The sequence below is a fragment of the Paenibacillus lacisediminis genome, assembly GCF_046567315.2.
Window position 1 is genome coordinate 34,177 of sequence record NZ_JBKIAX020000009.1, and the last position, 24,506, is coordinate 58,682.

The 24,506-nt window shown below is 49.6% G+C and carries 15 protein-coding genes; all 15 read right to left on the minus strand.

Features of this window, described 5'->3' with window-relative positions; all coding sequences use genetic code 11:
• Window positions 1-4 precede the first annotated feature (4 nt).
• The 15 genes from ACLD72_RS17975 to ACLD72_RS18045 are packed head-to-tail and all read right to left on the minus strand — an operon-like array spanning window position 5 to window position 24,502.
• Window positions 5-9,631: an SDR family NAD(P)-dependent oxidoreductase gene (locus tag ACLD72_RS17975; RefSeq protein WP_411000647.1), complete on the minus strand. Its 9,627-nt coding sequence runs from the start codon at window positions 9,629-9,631 to the stop codon at window positions 5-7.
• 39 nt (window positions 9,632-9,670) lie between these two features.
• Window positions 9,671-9,922: a hypothetical protein gene (locus ACLD72_RS17980; RefSeq protein WP_411000646.1), complete on the minus strand. Its 252-nt coding sequence runs from the start codon at window positions 9,920-9,922 to the stop codon at window positions 9,671-9,673.
• A 28-nt stretch (window positions 9,923-9,950) separates the two neighbouring features.
• Window positions 9,951-11,636 carry an HAD-IIIC family phosphatase gene (locus tag ACLD72_RS17985; protein WP_411000644.1) on the minus strand — a complete coding sequence of 562 codons (1,686 nt, stop codon included), beginning with the start codon at window positions 11,634-11,636 and terminating at the stop codon, window positions 9,951-9,953.
• Window positions 11,633-12,799 (minus strand): SDR family oxidoreductase, encoded by a 1,167-nt coding sequence (locus ACLD72_RS17990; protein WP_411000642.1) that lies wholly within the window; start codon window positions 12,797-12,799, stop codon window positions 11,633-11,635. The genes ACLD72_RS17985 and ACLD72_RS17990 overlap by 4 nt, the downstream gene beginning before the upstream one ends.
• A complete protein-coding gene (locus ACLD72_RS17995; protein ID WP_411000640.1) occupies window positions 12,774-13,595 on the minus strand; it encodes a thioesterase II family protein in 822 nt (273 codons plus the stop codon). The genes ACLD72_RS17990 and ACLD72_RS17995 overlap by 26 nt, the downstream gene beginning before the upstream one ends.
• Entirely contained in the window at window positions 13,592-14,728 is a 1,137-nt protein-coding gene (locus ACLD72_RS18000; protein ID WP_411000638.1) for an ABC transporter permease, read from the minus strand. The genes ACLD72_RS17995 and ACLD72_RS18000 overlap by 4 nt, the downstream gene beginning before the upstream one ends.
• Complete coding sequence (locus ACLD72_RS18005) at window positions 14,725-15,621, minus strand: ABC transporter ATP-binding protein (protein WP_458476090.1); 897 nt, start codon at window positions 15,619-15,621, stop codon at window positions 14,725-14,727. The genes ACLD72_RS18000 and ACLD72_RS18005 overlap by 4 nt, the downstream gene beginning before the upstream one ends.
• 43 nt (window positions 15,622-15,664) lie before the next feature.
• Window positions 15,665-17,278 carry a PfaD family polyunsaturated fatty acid/polyketide biosynthesis protein gene (locus tag ACLD72_RS18010; protein WP_411000634.1) on the minus strand — a complete coding sequence of 538 codons (1,614 nt, stop codon included), beginning with the start codon at window positions 17,276-17,278 and terminating at the stop codon, window positions 15,665-15,667.
• Window positions 17,279-17,297: 19 nt separating this feature from the next.
• Window positions 17,298-18,101: a thioesterase II family protein gene (locus ACLD72_RS18015; RefSeq protein ID WP_411000632.1), complete on the minus strand. Its 804-nt coding sequence runs from the start codon at window positions 18,099-18,101 to the stop codon at window positions 17,298-17,300.
• Complete coding sequence (locus ACLD72_RS18020) at window positions 18,091-18,792, minus strand: 4'-phosphopantetheinyl transferase family protein (protein WP_458476091.1); 702 nt, start codon at window positions 18,790-18,792, stop codon at window positions 18,091-18,093. Before ACLD72_RS18020 ends, ACLD72_RS18015 begins: the two co-directional genes overlap by 11 nt.
• Window positions 18,789-19,784 (minus strand): radical SAM protein, encoded by a 996-nt coding sequence (locus ACLD72_RS18025; protein ID WP_411000628.1) that lies wholly within the window; start codon window positions 19,782-19,784, stop codon window positions 18,789-18,791. Before ACLD72_RS18025 ends, ACLD72_RS18020 begins: the two co-directional genes overlap by 4 nt.
• Window positions 19,785-19,832: 48 nt before the next feature.
• On the minus strand, window positions 19,833-21,170 hold the full coding sequence (locus ACLD72_RS18030) for an aspartate aminotransferase family protein (RefSeq protein WP_411000627.1): 1,338 nt from the start codon (window positions 21,168-21,170) through the stop codon (window positions 19,833-19,835).
• 14 nt (window positions 21,171-21,184) lie between these two features.
• Window positions 21,185-22,852 (minus strand): 3-hydroxyacyl-CoA dehydrogenase NAD-binding domain-containing protein, encoded by a 1,668-nt coding sequence (locus tag ACLD72_RS18035; protein ID WP_411000625.1) that lies wholly within the window; start codon window positions 22,850-22,852, stop codon window positions 21,185-21,187.
• A 36-nt stretch (window positions 22,853-22,888) separates the two neighbouring features.
• On the minus strand, window positions 22,889-23,314 hold the full coding sequence (locus ACLD72_RS18040) for a phosphopantetheine-binding protein (RefSeq protein ID WP_411000623.1): 426 nt from the start codon (window positions 23,312-23,314) through the stop codon (window positions 22,889-22,891).
• A 12-nt stretch (window positions 23,315-23,326) separates the two neighbouring features.
• Window positions 23,327-24,502 (minus strand): pyridoxal phosphate-dependent aminotransferase, encoded by a 1,176-nt coding sequence (locus ACLD72_RS18045; RefSeq protein WP_411000622.1) that lies wholly within the window; start codon window positions 24,500-24,502, stop codon window positions 23,327-23,329.
• Window positions 24,503-24,506 lie beyond the last annotated feature (4 nt).

Genomic DNA, 24,506 nt, shown 5'->3' on the forward strand with positions numbered 1-24,506 from the left:
GAATTTATGATAACTCGGAAAGCCCGGTCTCCAAGCTAATTTCCAGGCGCTCCATAGCTTCTTCGATCTCAATTTGACCACAATACACCCGCCGAAGCAGTTCAACTAAAGAACCCGGCTGCGGGACATCTTCCCTGGCGCCAAGTGATTCCTGCGCACTGTCGGGTGGAAATTCTGTTACGTCGCTGTTCGATCGGCTGGTCTTGTCAAGGGTCGTCAAGCTTTCCTTGCCGCCCGATCGATTGTCAAAGCTCTGCGCCAGATGCTCGGCCAGTTCCCTAACGCAAGGGAATGCCAGAAAGGCGGAAGGTTCGATCGGCTGGCCGTAGTGCTCCTCGATTCCGCCCATCACATCCGCGATGGTAAGCGAATCCAGGCCGTATTCATCAAAATTGCGCTCCGGGTCCAACTCCGACTCATCCAGTTTTAGATGAAGCATCAACAGCCGATTTAACAACGACATCTCCGCTTCAAGATTGGCATAGCTGGACCCTTCGTTGGAGCCGTCAGACCGATTGAGACCAAATTCGCGGGAATTATACGGGTTATCCAGTAACGAAGCACTTTTCTCTGGCGTCTGTGGCAAACCTCCGGCAACAAGGACCTCCAGACTTTGGTAATCCCCATCAATTACGATGACGACCGAGCTAGTCCGGTCCGTCATCACCCTCTCAAGCAATTGCAGCGCTTTACTCGGAGCAAGCGCAAATCCATTAGTCGTGGACAATCCTTTGGTACTCATCCCTGCGCCTTCCCAAACCGGCCATTGCACACTTTTATAAAGCCCCGTTTCCTCTACCGACAGTCGGCATGCCACCGCATCCATGAATGCATTGGCTGCGGCATAATCCGCCATTCCGGCTCCGCAAGCTCCCGCTGCCGAAGAGAGAGATGAGTAGAAGAGGGCCGCCGGTATTTTATATTTACGGATCAGCCGATACAAGCAGAGAGTCCCGAATACTTTAGGTTCCAGAATATTCCTTACCGAATCGCGGCTTTTGGCTTTTATTGAGACGCGGACACTGTCGATCACCCCTGCGCAATGGATAATCCCTTTAAGGCTTCCCCAACGGTCCTGGATTTCTGACAGCACATCCTCCATCTCACTCGGGCTGGATACGTTTGCTTGGTAATATTGAGCTTCCGCTCCCAAACTTCTGAGTTCCAAAATGTTCCTTATCCGCAATGCTTGTTCTCCGTGCGGCTCCTCAGACAAGAAGCGTTGCCACTCCGGTTCGGGCGGCAGCTTCATCCGGCCGGTCAAAGCGATTTTTGCCTTTGTCTTCTCCGCCAATCTGCGTGCAGTTAAATAGCCGATTCCTGTCGCTCCCCCGGTAATCATCACTGCTTCTCCCGGTTTGAGCCAAGCCGTTTCACCCTCCGGCTGATTCGACGGGAGCGAAGCGAGGCGAGGCACATAACGCTCTCCGCGGCGATAGACGATCTCCGTGCAGTCATCCCAAAACGCCAGTTCGCTCAATATAGCCCGAACTACCCGGTCCCCGGCAGGCTCACTTTGGTCGAAATCGATGCTCTTGGCCCGAACTCCTTTCCACTCGTGGGCAAGGGTCTGGACGAACGCGGATTCCGCCGCCGCTGCCGGTGAAATCGGTGCCCCGCTACCGAAGGGTTTTGCATTTAAGGTGACAGCGACATATTTGAGCGCTTTACGTAAAGGATTTCTCGGCAGGAAAGCTCTAGCCGCCGAAAATGTCGACACGAGCCCGTAAGTTAAGGTATCTCCGATCAATCCGAGCGAAAGATCATCCTGTCTTTGCTCGCCTTGACTCCCGGGCCATAACTGCACAATTCCTTCAAACCCGCCAAATTTTGATTCGATGTCTTCCGCCAACCGCTGATAATCCTCTTCTCTCGAAGGGAGCAGCTGGCATTCGCAAGTATTGATCCATTCATAAGTAGACCCGATGACCGCTTTGATGACCGTACAGCCTTGACTCTCAAGCCCCGCGGCAACCCGTGTTCCCGTCTCTGATCCGTCCGTCATCACTAACCATACGCATTGGCTGATTTTTCGGGAAGAAATGGGACTCGGCTGCCAAACCTTGCGAAAAAGGCAAGGCTCCTCCTTGCCGCGGGCCGCCTGCTCCTGACCGGATGGCTTGCCGGCATCATTGCCGCCATCGGCCCAGTACCTTTTATGCTGGAATGGATATAACGGCAATGGAACGCGATTATATTCGGCTAAGTCCCGGTAATATCCCTGCCAGTTGATATCGGCTCCCGCCAAGTATAAGGATGCCAAGGCATTCGCCGCCGAATAATGTCCCTGATAACCCGGAATCATAAACGGTACGCTCGTTACTTTCGCCGAACCATTCTCCTTCCATTCCATGTCTCCAATTTCAATCGCGATCAAGCGCCGCCCGCGGGCTGTTTCTTCAGCCAATTTCTCTCCCCATTCTTCCGGAGTATACATCTTACCGGCGTTATCGGGAGTCGTCCCATGGAGTGCGCACAGCAGGGCTTCTTCAGAAGACATCCTTCCCATAAAGCATGCCGCCGCGATATGCCCCACTCCTGAACCAGCCGCCGTTTCCGGTTCGATTCCCCACGACCGGAGCAGTTCCGCCGCCGCAAGCGCAACGGCAAGCGCATAGACCTTGGCAAAATTTAAGTTTTCAATCCTGGCATGGGAAGCCAGCATAGACGGCTCACTCAAAAAAAACTTGATTGATCGGCCTGAAACGAGGCTAACGTAACGGTCATACTCATCAAGCGAAGCGGCGAACACTTTATATCGTGAATGCAATCCTGCAGCCACTTCCAGAAACCGTCCATCCATACTCCCGAACAGCAGCGTCATTCCTGCGTTCTTGTTTCGCTTGCCGGCTTCGGAGCCTAGGGACCCGGCATTCAGTCTTGCCAGCCCTCTTTTCATATCCGAGAAACTTCCTGCTGCGAACGCCGCCCTGTACGTTTGGTGATCCCTGCTTACGGCAAGGCTGTAGCATACGTCCTCATAATGAATATCCCCGTGATCGGTCAAGTATTGTTCCAGTTGAAGAAGCTTCGCCTGAAGCGCCTCCTTGCTCTTGGCCGATACGGTTACAGGATGAAACAGCTTCGGATAATCCTCAACCTTCATACTGGTCTCGGGGGCTTCTTCAAGCACAACATGGGCGTTGGTCCCGCCGAATCCGAATGAACTAACGACTGCCCTTCGCGGATACCCTTCCGAACACCACTCCGCAGCCCTGTCATTAATATAGAACGGAGAATGTTCAAACGGGATCAGTCCGTTCTTACGGTTAAATTGGCCGGTTGGGGGGAGTATTTTTCTCCGCAGCGCTTCTACAACTTTAATGATTCCGGAAATGCCTGCCGCAGGCTCCAGATGGCCAATATTCGATTTCACGGAGCCGATGGCGCAAAAGGCGATATCGCCCGTATAATTCCTAAACGCCCGGGTCAGGCCTTTGATTTCGATAGGATCTCCCAAACGCGTGCCTGTTCCGTGCGCTTCCACAAGGGAAATGGATCTGGGGTCGATTCTTGACCGCTGCCACGCTTCAAGAATGACTTCTTCCTGTGCCAACGCGTTCGGCGCCGTCAAACCATTCGAGTAGCCGTCCTGATTGACCGCCGTTCCCTTGATTACGGCATATACCGTGTCCTTGTCTCTCAAAGCCTGAGTTAAGGGCTTAAGCAGTACGACGCCCGCCCCCTCGCCTCTTGCATAACCGTCAGCTGAATCGTCAAACGTTTTGCATCTCCCGTCCGAGCTAAGCATGCCCGCTTTATCGAAAGCCATCGAGAAATATGGAGTAAGGATCAGGTTAATGCCTCCGACGATCGCCATGCCGCATCTTCCGGTTTGAATGTTTTGACATGCCGTATCCAGCGCCACCAGCGACGAAGAGCAAGCGGTATCCAGCGTCATGCTTGGCCCTTTCAGGTCCAGTAAATAGGAGATCCGGTTGGAAAGGATCGATAGTTCGTTTCCAGTCCCGATTAGCGGGTCTAACCTCCCGATGTACTTGGTGTACTCTGTAATGCAGGCCCCTATAAACACTCCCGTCTGAGAGCCCGACAGCATGGAACGGGTTACTCCGGCATCTTCAATGGCATGCCATACCGTCTCCAGCAGCAATCTTTGTTGAGGATCCATGAGTTCCGCTTCACGAGGCGAAAGATCAAAGAATAACGGATCGAAACGATCGATCCCATCCAAATAGCTCCCCAATAGCCGATCCCGATATTCGGCATAGTCGGCGCTTGCATAGATATCTACGTCACCGTGCACCCTTTCCTGCGGAAAGGAGGAGCCGCTCCATCTTCGCTGCACAATATTCTCCCATAGCCGGGCCACGGATTCCGCACCGGGAAAACGGCCGGCCAATCCAATAATCGCAATATCGCCAGCCGGCTCCTCGACTTTCTCCGGCGTTCCCCAGCCTGGCTCTTCATTGAATAGCAGTCTGCCTTGCCCTTGGGACGGCAGTGGGCGAGGCGATTCTTTCGGGCGTTTATCTTCGTCCAGTATTCGGGGCAGCTCTTTATTTCCAATTATATCCAGGAGATAAGAACACAACGCTTCAATATTCGGGTAATCAAAAACTAGCGTATTGTCCAAAGGAATCTCCAGCCAGAGCGACAATAACTCCGTAAACTGTACGGCCAACAACGAATCTACTCCCATTTCCATAAATGGCATATCCGGTACCAGATCCTCAATTCCAAGTTCCAGCGTAACCGAAAGTGCCCGCAGAACCGTTTTTTTCAAATCTTCGGCATTTCTTGTGGAAGACAAAAAATGAGAATCGGATTCAAAACAGTCTTCTCGTCCGGGAAATGGTGGTCTCGTGTAGTTTTTTTCTACGTCGGGCAAAAGTACGCTTACAAACTCGGACAGTTTGGATATATCGGGGTAGTCGAAAATCGATGTGGCATCTATGTCTATACTCCAATAGTCCGCGATCTCCTCGGCAAACGACACGGATAATAGAGAATCCATCCCGTATTGGATAAACGGCGTCTCCGCATCCAGTTCACTCGGGTCCAGTTCCAGCAGCCGCGCCAGCATGCCCAGCAATTCGCGCTGAATTCCGCTTCGTTCCTCATTTCGGTACACTCCGCGACTCTGAGCGGAAGCAATACTCGGGGCACTCAAAGTTGTCCGCTCTGGCCGTTCGATCTTAGAAGTTCGACTGAACGCAACGATGTGAGCGTAGGGCAACTGCAGCGCCTTTTCCAGAACCAAGAGTCCTTCATCCTTATCCATAGGCCGATATCCCCGATTAATTGCTGACTGTATAAAGTTCTGCCCCATGCCCGTTTGCCAATAGGACCAGCTAATTGAAAGGCACGGTGTTCCTTTACGGGTAAGAGCATGAGCATAGGCATCCATGTAAGCGTTGGCCGCGGCATAATCGATCTGCCCCACATTCCCGAATACGGAAGAAATCGAAGAGAACAGTACTAGAAACGATCCTGGAATCCTCTGGGCTAGCTCACCGATTACTTTCGTTCCTTTAACTTTCGGGAGCAAGATATCGGTGAATTGCTCTGGCGTTTTGGCTTTGAGCAATCCGTCCCCAATCCTGCCTGCAGCATGAAATATTCCGTTGATAGAGCCGAATCTTATGCTCACCTCAAGAAAGATTTCTTCCATCCGATTGGCATCGGAAACGTCCCCGGTAAAGCACGCAATCTCTGCTCCGGTTCCCTTTAAAGAAGCATGTAGACGAACTATGCGTTCGCGCTTTGCTTCAAGAGGCCCGCCTGTGACGAGCGCAACCCGGGCTCCGTACTGTTTTCCCAGCCAGAGTGCCAATTCCGTTCCAATGCCTCCAAGCCCTCCCGTAATAAGATATACGCCGCCGGGTTTCAGGCGAATCCTTCCGGAAGCGCTCGTCCCGAAGGCTGGGTCCAGACGGAGCACATGTCGGGTCCCGCCAAAAAAAGCTATCTCCCGTTGCTCGCTTCCGCCGTTGATTTCATTAGCCACCGCTTTGAACACTTCCGGTTCTCCCAAATGGGGATGATGCACGTCGAAATTGATCCATTGGGACGATAGGGTAGGATACTCTAGGGAAAAGACTCTGACCATACCCAACAGTCCGCTGTCGACAGGAGCCGTATCCCCGGGCTCTCCCTCCCCTCCGTGAGGAATTCCGGTGATTACCAACAGTCGGGGGGCCTCCGCCGCAGGAATCCGTACAATCGCTTTCAGCACATGCAAAAAACACTGAAGTCCGACCGCTTCGTCGAATTGCCCGCTGAAAGAGGAAAAGTAGAGTATCGCTTCAAGCCGCTCTCCGCTTCCTGTCATCTCTTTCAGTAAGCGGTTATAGTCGTCTGGCTCTTCGGGACGGATTTCATAACAATCGGTTTCGGGTTTATAATATCGGCTACCGGGAACCGCCCAAATTAAGCGTGTTCCGATTTCTTCGCGGCTGATAATAGGTTTCGAATCGGCGAAACATAACCAGCGGCCGCTTTGCGCCCCAGGTCCGTTCCCGTTTGATACAAGCTGCAACGGCAACCAGACGGGACGGTACATAACGACCGCTTCACCCGAATCCGCCGAAACGCCAGCGGATGCATGATGAAGCTGCGTTGCCGAAGCGCGCTTGAAAGTTAGGCTATCTATAAAAAGAATAGGTTGATGATTACCTCCATAAACGCCAACATCGACTTTAAAGGTATCGCCTATGGATGGCCCGGTCGTCCGGAGCTTGATTGCACAGGTTACTTTGGCTTCGAACCGATCCAACAGGCGGATTTCTTTCCAGCCGAAAGGAACGAAGGGACGTCCTTCAACCATTTCACCTCTCGTATAAATCAGTCCAATAGCCGTCTGCAGCACACCGTCAAGCAACGGAAAAGGGATTTCCAGACCCTCGAAGACGCTGCCTTCACTCGCTTTAAGTTCCGAAACTGCCTCTGCTTTCCCTGTACATAGACGCTTGAGCACTCGGAACCGGGGGCCGTAACGAATTCCCGTTCCTTCAAAACTTCGATAAAAAGCGGCCAAATCGATTTCATTGCTGCAAGCGCTCAAGTCCTGATCAAGATGAAATGCCTGTTTCCGTAATGCCGCTGCATGAAATACAGCCTCACCCGTTGCATGCGTCGACAGAGCGGCTCCCCGCTCGCTTGCTTCCCGAGATTCAACCCTGAATCTGATTTCTCCCTCCTTCTCTTCGGTTGTAACGCGGATTATACGCCCTGTAGTAATCACTAGAGGAAGGGTGAGCAGTAAGCCTCGGATTTCGCAGAGCATCCCTTTTCCCATGCTCCCTATAAGACTCCTGATTAGTTCAGGATAGGCTGCTCCCGGCAGGACCGGCTTGCCGGACACTTCATGCTCAGCGACTAGTTCGGCCAGCGCATCCGTTACCTCCCACTCATACACGGCTTTGCCGTCAATCTCATGAAGGTGTTGAAAAGAAAACCACTGCCCAGTATGATTCCTGCCAACGTCTCCAATTGCAGCAGGAACTTGGGCAACCTGCTTCCTTCCGGGATAACAGTACCGCTTTATATCAAAAGGATAGGCGGGAAGGGAAATCATGCCGACGGATAAGCCTTTGTACATCGAATGAATCCGTACCGGCGCTCCTTTAACATACATTCTTGCCAGCAACTGTAGAAAACTCGCCACGCTTCCGTCAGGATTGCCGTCCAGCCGAACCACTTCGGTTTCAGGGAAAACGCCGGCTCCTTTCAGCAAACCTGTCATTGCGCCGCCCTCTTGAATTGGCAGGGCTACCCGCCGCAAGGCTTCCTCCAGTCCAATCTCTCCACTTGCCGCCATGGCGCCGAATATGCCAAACCCGGAGCCATCTATAGCTTCCGGCCGAATCCCTAGCTCGTTCAACAACAGCATATAAAAAAACTGAATGCAAACCGACCGCTGCTTCAAGCGTATCGGTGAGCACTCTTGATCTTCAAGCAACGAAACACCCGTTATTTCCCTATACTCGCGTTCAATGGTATCCCATGCCGGCTTGAATGGCCCGCCATACCGGAAAAACTGGCGGTCGGGCAGAGCAAGCGGATTATCTCCGAATTTAAAGACAACGCGTGGCTGTTCGATTTTGGTTTTGCTTTTTCTTTCCGGCTGTTCGCCCGTCCGAAAAGCCTCCATGTTCATTTTTAGTTCTTCCATCGAAGAAGCGACAAACGCTACACGATAAGGGTACTCGCTTTTTATACGACTTGCCGTATAGCACAAATTGTGAAACATATTGGTCTCCAGACCCGCTATCCATTTGGCGTGGTCGCTTACCGTTCTTGCCAAGGCTGCTTCCGATTTAGCCGAGAGCAGAAGTACTCCCTCCGATAAACCGGACGTATCAAAGGGGAGTTGACGGTTGGGAGCCTCTTCAACGATGATATGAGCGTTTGTACCGCCCATACCGAAAGAACTCACTCCGCCTCTACGAACTCCGCATTCCGGTTCCCAGCGGAGCGGAGCGTCCTGTATGTAAAACGGCGTATTCGCTAAATCGACAAAATGATTGACGCGCTGCACATGAAGGGTTGGCGGCAGTATCCTGTGTTTCATCGCCAGAATCATTTTCAGTAATCCGGCGATGCCCGCTGCAGGCTCCAAATGGCCGATATTGGATTTGACCGAACCGATAGAACAATACCCCTTCCTGTCCGTATATTGGCCAAACGCTTTTTGCAATGCCGCCAGCTCAATCGGATCGCCAAGCGCCGTTCCGGTTCCATGCGTTTCAATACAGGTCACAGTTTCAGGGTGTACGCTAGAAGACTCCAACGCTTTGGTAATCAGTGATTCCTGCGCTTCAGGACTGGTTGCGGTAAATCGGGAGGATTTGCCGTCGTTGTTTACGGCAGTTCCCTTTATCACCGCCTGAATAGGATCCTTGTCCGCCAATGCCTGATCCAGCCGCTTCAACAGAACAATTCCAACGCCCTCCCCGGAGACTATGCCATTCGCTCCATCGTCAAAAGGTTTACAGCGTCCGTCTGGGGAGAGAACGTTCATCTGACTCAACAGTGCATAATGTTCCGGGGAGAAATGAAGATACGCTCCGCCCGCTAATGCCAAACGGCATTCACCCAACATCAGGCTTCTCACGGCCTGATGAATCGCGACAAGCGAGGAAGAACAAAGCGTATCGATGGTTATACTGGGGCCTTTAAGATTAAAATGATATGATATCCGGTTAGCGGAAAATCCAAGCAAACTGCTTGTAAAAGCATGCCCGTGCAACGAAGCGGCATCCCTTTCCGTGAGCAGACTGTCGAAATACCCCCTTCCCATCATGCCGAGAAACACACCCGTATCGGAACCCGACAGCATTTCCTCGCTGTAGCCGGCTCCCGTGAACGCCTCGAATGCCATTTCTATCGTTTTCCGATGCTGTGGGTCCAAATAAGGAGCTTCCTTGGGCGATATCTGAAAAAAAACAGGATCAAAATCATACACTCCGTTTATGAAACCGCCTCTTGTGCCCGGCTGTGGCTTAAGTTCGCCGGACTTATTAAAATAAAAGTCTTCTCTGTTCCATCGATCCTGTGGGATTTCCGTAATAGAATCCTTTCCTTGCAATAGATTATCCCAGTATTCTTCCAGATTTCTTGCTCCCGGGAAGATTCCGGACATCCCGATTACCGCAATCTCTTGGTTCATGATTCTCCACTCCATTCCCACCGTTCCAGGCAGATCAGATTAAATCTTGCAGGACAGCAAATACGCTAGATCGTCAAACGATCTGGCATTCATAACTTCTTCGATCCGAAAGGAAATGCCGAAAGCCGATTCGATCTCCATAATTAAACTTAAGTGGCGGGATGATCCCCAAGTTTCGATCGTATCTTGATTGACGTCACTCGGATTCGTACACCTCGGAATTTCAAGGTGCTCATAAACAAGGGTCACTAGTTCTTCCCGCCATCTCTGTTCCAATTGATCCATTGCCATTGCTGTGCTCTACCTCCATATATCCATTTTAATGATCGATCATTATCGGTGAGATTATCTCGATGTAAGCAGGCTTGCGAATGTCTTCGCAGGAAACTGTCCAGACGCTTCTAACCTGCTCTTCAAATCCATGCACCGGCAGGAAACTTGCGCAAGGCTTGTTTTTGGGGGTAGGCACATAACAGGCGGTCATCTTCTGCCGGCCGATCATACCGGCAAATTGCGCAAGAACATATAGCATTCCTTGCTCAACGCCCCTTCCCATGGCCCTGCAGCTCAATAAAAAATCCATGACGCCGAGCGCCTCCTCCTTCAGTTCAATTGTAGCTAGGCCAATGGAACCATAATCACCCAACCTATCATTCAGGCGGAACAGAAAGGCTCTTCGACCTTCACCTCCAATGAACTCCGCAAACTCTGTTTGTCCCATTCGCCGGGTCAGCAGATTAAACTGATTCGTTTTGTTCAGCAATTGAACCGCCCTAACTATGTTGGAGCGACCAACTTCCTCGACCGTTAACCTTAATTGCAGGCTATCCAGCCAATCTTCAATAGAAGTCAATTCCTCCAGCGCCTTTCTGCGGTCTGCTTCTTCCCGATAATAACGGGTTCGCTCCCTGTCCTCCCCGCTGCGGGCGCTCCCCGAGAAACATTTCAACTCGGATAAAGCCCGGGAGTAATAAATCGGATCTTCCGGCCAATCCGGCACAAACACTGCGGGGAGAGCCTTTCGGATCCTGTCCCTTTCCACGGGATTGTCGTCGATGAAAACGAAGGAGTCCACCCCCAGGTTAAGTTCCTCGGCCATATGGATGATATTACGGGCCTTGTCCTCCCAATTAATTCTCCAACTACTGAAATCCTTTCTCCTCAAAACCATATCAGGATGCCGCTCAATGGCTTCAAATGCATTCCCTTCCTCATTCTTGCTCACAATCCCCAATAGGGTGCCATTATTCTTCAAAGCCAGCAGATGACGCTGAAAATCCTGATAAGCTTCTCCTGCGGGGTCCGGCCCTCCCAGGAGAATTCCGTCGATTCCGTCCTCTCCGATCACGCCGCCCCACAGCGTGTTATCGAGATCTAGGACTAACACCTTTCGGGTGGTTCCGTAGAATGCTTGAACAGACGCAATGATATCTTCCGCCGCCTGAACGAACACTTCCCTTGAGAAAGGAATTTTGCCCAAATACCACAGAGCCTCGTTAGCCGACGAAACCGATCGAATTAACCATTTCTCTGTGGAAAGCAAAAAGACGTTCTCGTAAGCTTCGAGCTCTTCGGCAAGAAGCAAGTTCATTCGGCCCAGCACATTCCGAATTCCGGTACGGTTGCGGTAATCCGCAACTCCATCGCCCGCCAGATGAGCGGGCAATGTCCATACTGGCACAATTAGCAAGCTTACCTTGGTAGCAAGACATTTTAGGCTACGGGCATAATCCCTTACCTCTTCGTATACCGCCTCCAGGTCGGTTGCGCCTTCATAATACAATTTGGAGAACGCCGGTACGGCTTTGAAAGGCTGGGTCCATACTACTGCCCCCTGCGGAATTGATCGCCAACATTCATGATCCGCTTGATGGATCACCTGCCGAACTTGATCGATAGGGCCTATCATACAGGGCATACAAGGATTTTTCGATTTTCTTAAGCAATCGGCCAACGGATCGATCGTAAAATCAGACAGGAGCAGCCACGTAAACGTGTCGTTCATCCTATCCCACCTCCGGTAATCGGCGTATTCGTTCCGTTGATAAAAGAAGCCCCTTCTTCGCACAGGAACATCACGGTTTTGGCGACTTCCTCCGGCTCAGCCAGACGCTTCATCGGGTTTTTTTCCGCCTCCGCCATTTTGAACGGATTTGAAATGCCTGCCGTAAGATCCGTTAGCATCATGGAAGGGGAGACCATATTGCAGGTTATACCGAAGCCGCCGTAATCGGCGGCAAGACTCTTAGTCATCCCCCATAGGGCTTCTTTGGCAATAACGTAAGGATACATGGACCGGGGAGGAGGCCCGAGAATATAGGATGTTCCCAATGTGACGATCCTGCCGAAGCGATTTCTTGTCATGGAAGGCAGGCACTCGTTTAATATAGCGGTCAACCCGCCCACATACACGTCCATAAACTTTTGTACAGCCTCATATGTATCCTCCTGCAAGCTCGCTTTGACAGGAACCGGACTTGCCCCGTGAACGATCATGTTGACAGGACCACAAACATCGCGTGCTTGTTTCAACGCCAACGACACGGCCGACTTGTCCGAAACATCGGCGCACAGGACATGCAGTTGGCCTTCGTATTGCTGCTGCAGCAGTTCTAAACCTTCGGAATTCCGGCGTGAGAGAGACAAGGTGGTATAGCCCTCTTTCAGAAACTCTGTAACGCAAGCCAGTCCGGCCCCGCGAGACCCTCCCGTAACAAGCACAATTCGCTCGCTTTTTTGTGGCATAGTCAACCTCCCGTTAAACTTCTTCAGCACCATAACAAGACAAGTCCCGGTCAGAATCTCTCTCCCCGTTTCCTTCGTCTTCACAAGAAAGGAAAGCTTGGCCATCTGAGTCACGGCCGAACAGCGGAGAACCTCCACTTCGATATCCAGGATATCACCCCAAAACACGGGCCCCAGAAATGTCAACGATACATCCGACCAAAGAGCGCCTTCCCCTGGCAGCTCCGTCCCGATAATCCGGCTGATCTCCGACAGAAGAATAGCTCCATGGGCAACTGGCTTATCGAATCCGTACTGCCTGGCTTCCCTTAAAGAGATATGGAGCGGATTGACATCGCCCGACAATGCCGAAAAAGCGTGAACCCGTTCTTCCGTTACTTCAAATATCGTACGGTATTTAGTGCCTACCCGGGGAATCGTCATTCCCTTCTCCTTCCTGGGCCGTACCTGCGACACATCGGATCATCTTGTCGGCGACGGTCTCGGCATGCGTTAAAATATATTGGTGCCCTCCAACGGCTTCAAGATAATGGATATTTTTCGCGTAAGCTTCCCATTTTCCGAGATGATCCCATTCGGACAGGGGGTCTTCCTTGCTGCCCATAATCCATACTTTCCCTTTGAGAATAGGTGGCGCGATCCTCTCCGGCTCGAAGCTGCGCAAGAGCCTATAATCGAGATTAAGAAGCGGCAAATAAAATTTTGCCATTGAACTTCCGGCCATTGCCGCATATTTATCTCCACTATCCATAAGGAAAGCATTCAGGTCTTCAATTCCGAGTCTGCGGTCGCCCCATCCGTTGAAATCCCTAATCTCCAGCGGGGGCGCGATCGCGCTTAGCACCGTTCCTCCCGGTGGATGCCCCGCCTCTTCCAATCGGGATGCCAAAAGATAAGCCACCAGACCGCCCAAACTATGTCCAAACAAATAAAACCGTCCTTTGAAATAAGGCTTGAGCAATTGGAAATACAGCTCCGTAAGTGTATAAATGTCCAGTACCGGCTTACCCCTCGCTTGCCCGTGGGCTGGCGGATCTACGGCCACCAACTGCCATTCTTCTGTGAGATACTCCGCAAGTGTACGGAAATGAGAGGAATTTCCACCGATGAACGGAAACGCTATCCATTTGATAGCGGCATCATCAGGCCCAAACAGCCGGACGGCAATCGTATCGGCTATATGAATAATTTCCCCCCGCTTCTTAATCGTTTTGCTCATGCTTTACGCATATAGCGCCGGCCGAACAAATAGACGCCTAAAGTAAAGTAGCCGCCCGATAACAGAACCAGCACGATAAATTCCGACAGAATCTCTCTAAAACCGGCATTGTTGAGCAGGATTTTATTCATAGCGGTGACCGCATCTAATGTCGGCATAAAAGTAAGCAGTTCGATGTCCTTACCTAGAACGCTGAACAAATGCAGGGGCGGAACCTTGAAGAAAATTCCCGCCAGGAACATCATCGGCGTTACCACAACATTACCGATAATGAAAGCTTCCAAGGATGTTTTGCAAAAAGCGGCGAGAATCAAACCGATACCGATTGCCGAAAATGTCGTAACCAGACTGACTAGATAGGCAAGAACAAAAGAGCCGGATGACGAAAATCCGAGCAATACGGCAGAGGCAAAAACGAGCGGCAGCATAAGGCCCGCAAGCACAAGCTGTGACAGACTGATGCCTGCGCAAAATTCAAACGGTCTGACTTTTGACAGTATAATTCGGTGTATCGTACGATTCTCCACTTCTTTCGTAATAACCATAGAACTTAAAATAAGCAGGAAAAAAACCGAGAAAATCATCAACCCCGGGGCCATGTTTTCGAATTCCGACTTGACCTTCACTTCGCCCAATTCTTCATACAAAATCTGAACCGGACTAACGGCTGTTCCATTCTCCCATACGAAATTATGAATATAGTTCTCCACGAAGCTGCTGATAAAGTTGTAAGAAAGCTTCGACGGGTTGCCCATTAGCGTCACCTGCGACTGTTCGGCGCCTTCTCCGCTTTGTAGCGATTGGCTAAAGCCGGGCGGAATATAAAGATGAGCATCATATTTGTCTTTGCGGATATCATCCTGTAATTGTTCCTTTTTATAATCGATCTGAACGACTTCAAATAGTTTGTTGCCGTTTGGGTACTTACTGCTCTTGATCTCACTGACCATTCCGGTGCCTAAAGGTCCTGTATCTTCGTTGGAAATCGCAAGCGAATACGTATAAAAGCCTTGACCGAATGCCAATCCGAAAATGACGATAAAAATAATTGGGGATAAGATAGTAAGTATGGTTGCCTTATAATCCCGGAACTGCTCCATCACGCTTTTTTTGAATACCGCCCATAATCTCATTCTCTCAAGCTCCTTCCGGTCAGCTTAATGAATACGTCCTCGAGCGTGCTTTGTCTCAGACTAAAAGTAAGCGGATTGCCGTATAAGGAATTCAGCTTTCCCAGAATCGTCTGAACTGAATCAGTTAATCGGTTACCGGTAATAATTATGGTTCTATCGTCAAACTGAGCAGTATAGGCAGGCGAATCTAGCTTGTTTGTCGGCTTAATCGGATGGTTAAAGATAATTTCCAGCGTTTCCTCCGGCGCAATCTTGCGGCGAAGCATGTCCGGTGTGTCGCATATCAATACTTTTCCTTTGTCCATTACAGCAACTCTAGAGGACATTCTTTCCGCTTCATCCATGTTATGCGTGGTAAGCAACACCGTTTTGGATTCGGCAAGGGATTGGATGAATTCTCTCACTAACACCCGACTTTGGGGGTCAAGACCGGCCTCTGGTTCATCCAAAATAATGATTTCAGGATCATGAATGACCGACATAATAATATGAAGCCGCCGCTGCATTCCTCCGGACAATTTCTTCGCAAGTACATTGCGCTTATCCTCCAGCCCGACGCTTTCGAGCAGCATAGTCGAACGTTTTTTGATCGTTTTCCGATCCATTCGGTTCAGATTTCCAATAAACTGAAGTTGCTCCTCGCAGGTCATCAAAGGCCAGAGTTGTTTTTCCTGCGTGCAAACTCCGATCATTCCCGTTAGTGGGCCTTTTCCCGTGAAAGGGACGCCACCGATCTCAATCGTTCCCCGGTCCGCTTCCATGAACCCGGTAATCAAATTGATCGTTGTGGTTTTGCCGGCCCCATTGGGACCGAGCAGGCTGAAAATTTCTCCTCGCTTTATACTTATCGATAGCTGTTCCACCGCTTTGTAATCGCCGAAGCTTTTTTCCAATTCCTTTATTTCAAGAGCGGTATCCGTCATCGTTATCACCTCCCTATATACTTAAGGATTTGTTTTGTTGTTTTACGGGCACGTATGTCTCCCATTCAGAATCGGTCTCCAATCCCTGAAGCTTCAGGTGCTGCAACCGCTGCAATAATTTGACACCTTCCATTATATTCAAGGCAATCTCTACAACGGAACGGTTCTCCGGTGCTTCAAGATAAGTTCCCTTAACCCACCGGTTGAAAGCCCCCATGCCGGGTCCGCATAGAATTTGAAAGTCTACCTTTCTCGACATTTCTCCAGTTTGCGCCCAATGAGCGGAAAGGCCCAGATACCAACGAAATACAAGCGCCATTTTAACCCTTGGATTAGCTTCCGCTTTGTTTACAATCTCCGGAGCTTTATTTAAAAAGTAGCTTCGGGTGGATGCCCACACGTTGTCGAGGGTATCTCGGAACGTCTTTTCTTCCAGTTGAATTCTGATTTTCTCCGGTATATCTTCCAGCGAGGAATAATTCTGATACAACTCATATAATTTATTCGCTTTGAGGTGAAACATCAGTCCCTTGGTCATCACCTGCACCTTGCTTCCCATCTCGAACATATCAGCCGAAGGCGCATTAGCTACATCGCTCATGGATACCTGGGATAACATCGCTTTGACTTCTTCTGATGTTCCGGCTTCAAGACTGCTCTGATTAATGGAACCCGTAACGACAAAATCAGCTCCCAGTTGAAAGGCCGCCATGGCGGTTTGCGGTGTGCATATTCCCCCGGCTGCTCCGATCCGGATTTTGCTATGTGGGTAAAGATGCTGTTTCATCATTTGATTGCGAAGATGCACCATATTCTGAAATAACAGTAAGGCAGGCCGGTTATCGGTATGTCCTCCCGAGTCCGCCTCGGCGATGATATGATCGGCCATAGGAACCTCTGCCGCCATGTCCGCCTGATCGCGATCGATCTTTCCATGATCCAGCAAGGACTGAACGATTTTGGAAGGCGGCGGCGACATAAACAGGGAGGCAACCTCCTCCCGGGAAACTTTGGCAAAAACATGATGTTTGGTGCAGATTCTCCCTTGATCGCGATAAAGTCCCTTGATTCGATACTGAACCACCGCAGGGCTTAGTGTAATGGAACCTGCAACCTCCACTTTGGAAACGCCATGCTTCAATAACAGTTCAATTATCCCTTGATCGTTTTGGGGGGAGGTGGAGATCATATTGATTCCGAAAGGTTCTCCGTTATCGAGCCGGCTTTGCAGGGAGACAATTGCTTGTTCCACTTCCGGCAAGCTTAATCCGCCCGTTCCGAAGAAACCGAGCATGCCTGCTTGTGCCAGCGCCACTACCATTTGGACGGACGCGATTCCTTTGGCCATACCTCCTGCAACATAGGGGTAGCTCAAGCGATGCTCCATCATAAATTCCGCTGAACCCGGGGTGGCTGTATCATTTATTCCATCATATGCCAAAAGGCGATAGCCCCCCGGCTCCGGGAAGCAGGTGACGTCTCCGCCTTGTGCGGCAAATAGCCGACCATCCTCTTCATAAATGTAGACTGGTTGCGTCAAATCTCTGATTAGCCGGGCGCTGTCTCCAAAGGGTATCCCTTGTACCGCTGGTTTGAACCACATGGTTATTGGAAAAGGCAAATTCATCGTTCGCCTCCTTAACTGTTCAATGTAAACTCGATGTTCTGTACTTCAAAATGGTATCCGCCACCGCCATATATTCGGATTGAATAAACAAATGATTGCCCGACACTTCTTCGTAGCTCACATTCTGTCCATATATATCCCATTCAAAGAATTCGTCATCCTTTATAAACGCGTCTCCTTTGCTGAACAAAACGATCAAAGGTGACATAAGCACAGGCTGGCGCTTGATCTCGGTACTTAGGAATACCTTCACATCGGCCTGTACAGGCTTGGCGGCATGCCGCAAAAATTCCGTGTTCTGCATCAGGGTTTCCGCGATTCCGCCGTACTGTGCAAGTACTTCCATGATCTCCAGATCATTTTTATTTCTCAAGTATTGATATTCCGAAATTCTGTGCGGCACCGGAGAAGCACTTACGAATACAGCCGCCGGGGGATTTCCGTCGCGTTCCAGCCATTTGCCCAACTGATAAGCAAACAATCCTCCCAAGCTGTGGCCAAACAGAAAGTAACGGCCGACGAATACAGAACCAAGCTGCTCGTAATAAAGCCGAAGCAACTGATTAAAATCCGTGAATAATTCGCCTTTGGTCCAACCATGTCCCGGCGGATCTACCGCCCAGCATCGGAAGCAGCCATTAAGAGCTTTGGCAAGAGGGGCAAAAGAAAGGGAATAGCCTCCGACAAACGGAAACATTATCAGATTCGGTACGTTCTCCGTTTTTCCATCCCCTAACCTTCTTAAGCTCAATCCGTCTCGCAGGCGTATCAATTGTTGCGCGTTATTCGCATTCATCTCGTCTCCAAGTCCTTTAAACGCCATTATATTGATTTCGTAAAAGCACAAGAGTGCAAACATAATGTTCTGTCAGATGGCAATTTACTGCGAATCTGACTCCCGGCTGAATATGCTGCCCAGGGGACTTGAACAATTGTCCCCGAAATTTGCCTAATCCTTCATCCCACTCCAGATGGGCATCAAAAAAGTCGAGCATAACGTATTCCATGGGAAAAAACGCCTTAAACACCGCTTCTTTCGCCGAAAACACCGTATGCAACCGGAGCTGGCTGGCCGCATTGTCCGAGGCCGATTTCACCCAGTCCAGCTCAGTGTGATCACATACCCGGCAGGCGATATCGGAAGACAGCGTCCGGGTGATAAACTCAATGTCAATTCCAATGCCCGCATAATGTTTCTTCCAACCAACAGCCGCTATGGCCGCGGGGCCGGAATGGGACAGGGATCCGATTACCCCTTCCGGCCATAGGGGTTCCCGGTAAGGGCCCCTCAACACAGGAACCGCGTGCCTGCGGGTTAAATGGCTGTAAGCCTCATGAGCGGCCTGACGGCCCAAACTGAATTCTTTTCTCCGCTTCAGGACAGCCTTTTCGCTAAGCAACAACCGTTCTTCAGGAAACAATCGGGATTCTTGAAATTCCTCTTCGGTTTTAACCGAAAGAACGATGTCTTCCCCCAGACCACGGCTCCATTGAAGCAGTGAATCCAGACTCAATAGCATGAAGCAGGTGTCAAATGCTGCGGATATACCGTATTTAGAGCTTTGCGGATCTCGTAGCAGAGATGGCACTCGTTCTGATATCCCGACTCCAAAACGATTCCATTCTCTTCAGCCAGCCGTGTGAGCCCCGGTATCCCTTCATTTACCAACGTAGCAATGATGGGGTTTTTCTCGTAGTTGTAGTTCTCCAGCAAATCCTCCAGCGAATCCTTCTTCAAGTCCGCAATGGCAACACCCGGACATAATTCAACAATACCGTTGCAATCGATTTCGATTGAGAACGGGTCTTTCAGATTTTTGCCCCAAAAGACCGTACCTCTGCATTTCTTGAAAGATGTCGGGAATTGCTTACCTTTGGCCTCCATTTCTTTCACATAGGAAGAATACAAATCGGAAGCTCTTCCTCCAGGAATCAATACGTAACGGTCGTATACCAAAGATTTGGACAACGGTCCCATCTTTTCCTTGAAGGATTGAAGCAGCGCCCGGGTTTCCCCGTCAAGCGGATGATCACTTTTAAAATCCAAAAAATACTCACTGGTAATGCAAACTGTCTGAATGCCCTCCTCCAATGCCACCGTTGCCGCATTGATGATATTCTCGATGGGGATAAACTCTTGATGAAATGCATCTAAGCTGAACCAAATAATATTCAGGCCGGCTTCCTTGAGCGGTTTCAAATATTGCCTCGCTCGTTCCTTGGTTGTTGCCCAGAAGGCATTGGTCATGACATAGATATCTTTAATGTCGTATTTGACTGTCTCCTTGAAACATTCCATCAATCGGTCGTAATACAGAAACGCCTCACCGCCACAGCCTAACCCGACCCAGCGCAGCTTGTTCCGCGAAGCCACGGTACTCAAATAATATTTAAAATCCTCAAGTTCCATGACCCCTTTGGTCGACGGCTTGCAGTTATAGAAACAATGGCCACAGGTGATGTTGCAGTTTTGGTTAAGCACAAAATTCAATCCCAGAAGATCCATAATTTCCTCCTACTATAAATTAGATATTCCGCAAACTGCGCGGCACATTCAATACATTTCCTGAAAAGTTTGCCGAATCGCTTGAATTAACGTGTCGCAATCTTCTTTAGTATGGGATGCGGAAAAAAACATTAATGGGACGTCCGGCACCAAAACACCGTTTTTGATCATGTATTCACGGAATACACTGAAGGCGCTGCTATTGTCCGACCATGAAACATCCCTTGGTTTGCCGACTTTGCGGTTGGAGAAAAACGGAAGGAACCATGAGCCTGGTCCAATCGCCTGAAAAGGAAGGTCCATCTCCTTAGCCGCAGCCTCAATGCTTCTAATTACATAACTCGAGAGTTCCTCTATTTTGGTATAGATCCCGGGATTATTTTTTAAATACTTCAACGTTGCGGAACCCGCGGCACAGGTAACCGGATTGCCATTAAACGTGCCGACAATAAAAACATTTCTTCGCAAATCCTGGCGGATATCTCCCGTAGTAATCATTGGCTGTAGAAACTTTCTTGATCCCGTGATCGCTCCTACCGGAAAACCGCCTCCAATAATCTTGCCAAAGGTGGAAAGATCAGGTTCGATTCCGTATGCTTTCGAGATGCTTCCATAGTTATATCTGAAGCCACTAAGTACTTCGTCAAAGATCAATATAATATGATGCTTATTTGTAATCTCTCTGATTTGTTGAATAAATTCCTTCATTTCGATCGGACAACAGGTCGGAACAGGCTCCAGTATGATAGCAGCCAAATCATCCTTATGCTTCAAAATAAGGTCGAATGTTTCCGGCTGATTATAGGACAAAGTTATCACCTGGCGGACGGTATCGAGAGGAATTCCTGTGGATACCGGGACGCTGAGAGGCTCCTCGACGGGACCAAACGCCATCCCTCTTCCCGAGATCTGGACGTAATCATGGGTCCCATGGTAGCTGCCCTCAAATTTGCCGACCTTATTCTTGCCTGTATAGGCACGGGCGATTTTGAGCGCATGCATTGTCGCCTCGGTTCCGGAGTTCGTAAAAGTAACCATGTCCGCAAAAGGTACTGCATCTGTCATCCGTTCTGCAAATTCAACTTCGTATTCATGTCCAAGACCATGGACACTTCCCGTCTCTATCGCTTCTCTTGCCGCCTCTACTACAACGGGGTGACCGTGCCCGAGAAAAACTGGTCCATATCCCAGGCACATATCGAGGTATTCGTTTCCATCCACATCAGCTACTTTACTGCCGTGGCATTTTTCCACAAATACAACAGGTTTCATCTCTCCCCACGAGCTGGTGGCATAATGGGAGAGAAGTACTGATTTGGACCTTTCTAACAATTGATTTGAGGCTTTCAGTTTACTTTTCATTAATTCCCTGTCTTTTCGATTCATCGTCATATTTTCCTTTACTGGGTCAGTATAGGGTTGAAATACACATGGAAGCCTTCCCCTTCAGCGGCCCCCGTCTTGCCGTTTTGAAGCATGCGCTCAAGGGAGACAGGAGCATAGAACGGTTCTCCATAAACGGCCGACAAGTAGTCCGCCATTATCTTAAGCTCACGCAAGCCGAAATAATCGATATCTTTGAATATTACGTCGCGATCAAGCAAAATTTCGATAGTATCCACATCGGCTACCCCTTCCTCTACCATGCGGATTGCTTCGAACATCTTGGCTATAAGCAGAAACATGAGCGGGCGGGCGTACCCATCCTCCACTTCGATGCAATCCCCTGCAATCTCCTTTAGAAACCCCAGGACATCACCATAGATCTCGTTCCCTTCTTCATGAGTTCTAACTAATTCCGTATTGGACAAATAGGATTTCTGCACGTTGGCGCCGAACAGATATGCCCTCTGATGTTGCGAAGCCTTCGCCAAATCGCTTATTCGATATACGGGTGTAAATACAATCATGGGAATCCTGTCCCCGTGCAAGGCGGTTATAGTGTTCAAACGCTGGACCAGGTGCTCCTGCGGCAAGATTTCGGAAACAATGATCATATCATATCCGTTCTCCTGTGGATTCTCGTCGGCGAACTTGATTTTTCCAAGGACCTTTAGGGCCAATTTCTCGTCGGTTCTGCGCAAGGCCTCCAAGTAAGGGGAGTTGCGATGCGGAAAGTAGACCTCTTTCCCGCTATTAATCAACCGCAGCAAAAAGTTCGTCTGATTCAGCAGCAGGTTATCCATGTAAATCTTCCGAAACCGAGAAGGCAGGAGCTGCTCGTTCCGCGAATTCAACAGGGTGAAGGGATCTTTTACTCCGGTATAATCCAGAAATCCTTTTCCCGTCTTTACACCGAACTCGTTCTTTCGAACCTTCTCCGTCAGCAAGTCGGAAATATAATATCTTTCACCCAGTTCCCGGTGCATAAAGCGAATAATGGACTCGGAAATCTCTATACCAAGAAGATCGATGAAGCCGACATTCCAGTTCCCTTTAATCGGATAAAGCAGATACTTCAGCATGGAGTCATAATCAACCAGCCCCATTTCATAGGCTCGGATGATATTAGCCAGTTCCAGTCCCTTCAGCCGATTAAAAACGAAGCCTGGGCACTCCCCGACCCCAATAGCCTTAAATCCGGCTCGCGTCAAAATATCGAGTGAAGAACGAAGAGTCTGGTCTGAGGTTTCGGCCGAAGGAATCACTTCCACAAGCTTACTCCCCCAGTTCACACCGAGAAAATGGATGTTGATGCATCGCTCCTTGCGCGACAGGTTCCTGAAAATGCAACTGGCTGGAAATGCGGATGAATTGGAGGCGAGAATTGCACCCGGTGCGGCCACCTCTTCCACCTTAGCAAACAGCGCCATTTTCATTTCAAGATTCTCGGGAATATTCTCGATGATTAAATGGCATTCGTCCAAATCGCGAATTTCCCCTGTTATGCGAATGAAACTTTGAATAGAGCGTTTCTTTGCTCCACCCAGTTCTGCATTAACTTTGCTTATTTGATCCGGATTCGCATCGTACATTACGACCCGAAAACCATTTCTTGCAAACCAGTAGGCCGCCGCTTTCCCTTGAAATCCTGCTCCGATAATCCCGATTATGGATTGTTCGTCCATGTGGTTCCATCGCCTCCCTATGGTCTGAAGCTACATTTAGCTCATATCGTCTTCAATCTCGATTCCTTTTTGTTCCTTGAGGGCTTTTTGCAGCGAATAAATCAATGAATCCACACTGAACAGGCGTGGAAGATCCCCCATCCGCAACCCGGGTTTGAACTCAGCGGGATCAATTTCCGGCATTAATGCAGGAAGGGCCTCAAGCACTTCCGACGGCAGTTCCCCCGTTTCAAGCTCTTCTTCGGAAGTCATGTTTCGAATGGCCTCGTCGATATCCTCTCCTTTTTCCATCTCTACATCAAACCGGCGCTCCATGCGGGACATAATATCCAATAAATCAATAGATTCCGCTCCCAGGTCGTCGATCAGCTTCGACTTCAGCGTCACTTCTACCTCCTCATCTACGCCCAGCGTATCTTCCAGAGTATTTTTAATTGTTTCAAAGATCTCGGATTTTTTCATAGTATTTTCCTCCTAATAAATATGTGCTTTTAAAGTGCCTAAGGCTTCAGCTGCAGCTATCAGCGTTTGCTCGCTCTTGCAGAAGCAGAACCTGACAAATCCGCTTTCTTTCGTTTTGTCGGAATAAAAGGAAGTTCCGGGTACAGTCGCCACACCTGTCAGCTTAATCAGTTGCAGCGAAAACTCGGTATCGTTCTTGATATTCATCTCCCGCATCCAGTCGTTTGCATCCGTCAAAAAGTAGTAGGCCCCTTGGCATGGATAGGGCTTAAACCAGTTATTTACCAGCGTATCGTACATAAAACTGCGCGCCTGTGTGTATCTGCTCTGCAACTGATCATAGTAAGAATCGTCCAGCGTCAGAGCATGCGCCGCCGCTTCCTGAAGCGGGCTTGGCGCTCCGACTGTAAGAAAGTCATGAACGGTGCGGATAGATTGAGTGATCTCGGAATTGGCGATGGCCCAGCCGATGCGCCAGCCAGTAAGGGAATAAGTTTTGGAAATCGAGTTGATGGTGACGGTTCGGTCCTTCATTTCATCCAGAGTCGCCATCGATGTATGACGATTATTGTCATAAACGATATGTTCGTAGATTTCATCGCATACCGCTATGGCGTCATGCTTTATACACAGATCGGCAATTTCCTCAAGCTCCGTGCGGGAGAATACTTTACCTGTCGGGTTGTTGGGTGTATTGATGATTATGGCCTTCGTTTTGTCGCTGAACGCAGCCTTTAATTCCTCATAGTCGTAGTTCCAGGCTGGAGGATATAGCGAAACAAATTTGGGCTCCGCTCCCGACAGGATGGTATCGGGACCATAATTTTCGTAGAATGGTTCGAAAATAACAACTTCATCTCCCGGATTTATAAGCGCATTCATGGTGGAGATCATCGCTTCCGTCGCTCCGCAGGTGACAGTAATTTCAGTCTCCGGATCTGCCAAAATGTTATTGAATTCTAGCGCCTTTCTGGCGATAGCCTGCCGGAGAGCAGGACTTCCAAACGTAACGGAGTACTGATTAATATCCTCCTTGATGGCCTTTACTGCCGCTTCCTTGATTTCCTGCGGTGCAGCAAAATCGGGAAATCCCTGGGAGAGGTTGATTCCGTTCATTTCATCGCACACTCTTGTCATTTCGCGGATTACCGACTCGGTGAAGCTTTTTGCACGATAGGATAAATTCATCCTC

Excerpts from the sequence above, each read along its gene's own strand:
- ACLD72_RS17975 (WP_411000647.1), bottom strand. The coding sequence starts at position 9,631 with ATGAACCAAGAGATTGCGGTAATCGGGATGTCCGGAATCTTCCCGGGA.
- ACLD72_RS17980 (WP_411000646.1), bottom strand. The coding sequence starts at position 9,922 with ATGGCAATGGATCAATTGGAACAGAGATGGCGGGAAGAACTAGTGACC.
- ACLD72_RS17985 (WP_411000644.1), bottom strand. The coding sequence starts at position 11,636 with ATGAACGACACGTTTACGTGGCTGCTCCTGTCTGATTTTACGATCGAT.
- ACLD72_RS17990 (WP_411000642.1), bottom strand. The coding sequence starts at position 12,799 with ATGACGATTCCCCGGGTAGGCACTAAATACCGTACGATATTTGAAGTA.
- ACLD72_RS17995 (WP_411000640.1), bottom strand. The coding sequence starts at position 13,595 with ATGAGCAAAACGATTAAGAAGCGGGGGGAAATTATTCATATAGCCGAT.
- ACLD72_RS18000 (WP_411000638.1), bottom strand. The coding sequence starts at position 14,728 with ATGAGATTATGGGCGGTATTCAAAAAAAGCGTGATGGAGCAGTTCCGG.
- ACLD72_RS18010 (WP_411000634.1), bottom strand. The coding sequence starts at position 17,278 with ATGAATTTGCCTTTTCCAATAACCATGTGGTTCAAACCAGCGGTACAA.
- ACLD72_RS18015 (WP_411000632.1), bottom strand. The coding sequence starts at position 18,101 with ATGGCGTTTAAAGGACTTGGAGACGAGATGAATGCGAATAACGCGCAA.
- ACLD72_RS18025 (WP_411000628.1), bottom strand. The coding sequence starts at position 19,784 with ATGGATCTTCTGGGATTGAATTTTGTGCTTAACCAAAACTGCAACATC.
- ACLD72_RS18030 (WP_411000627.1), bottom strand. The coding sequence starts at position 21,170 with ATGAATCGAAAAGACAGGGAATTAATGAAAAGTAAACTGAAAGCCTCA.
- ACLD72_RS18035 (WP_411000625.1), bottom strand. The coding sequence starts at position 22,852 with ATGGACGAACAATCCATAATCGGGATTATCGGAGCAGGATTTCAAGGG.
- ACLD72_RS18040 (WP_411000623.1), bottom strand. The coding sequence starts at position 23,314 with ATGAAAAAATCCGAGATCTTTGAAACAATTAAAAATACTCTGGAAGAT.
- ACLD72_RS18045 (WP_411000622.1), bottom strand. The coding sequence starts at position 24,502 with ATGAATTTATCCTATCGTGCAAAAAGCTTCACCGAGTCGGTAATCCGC.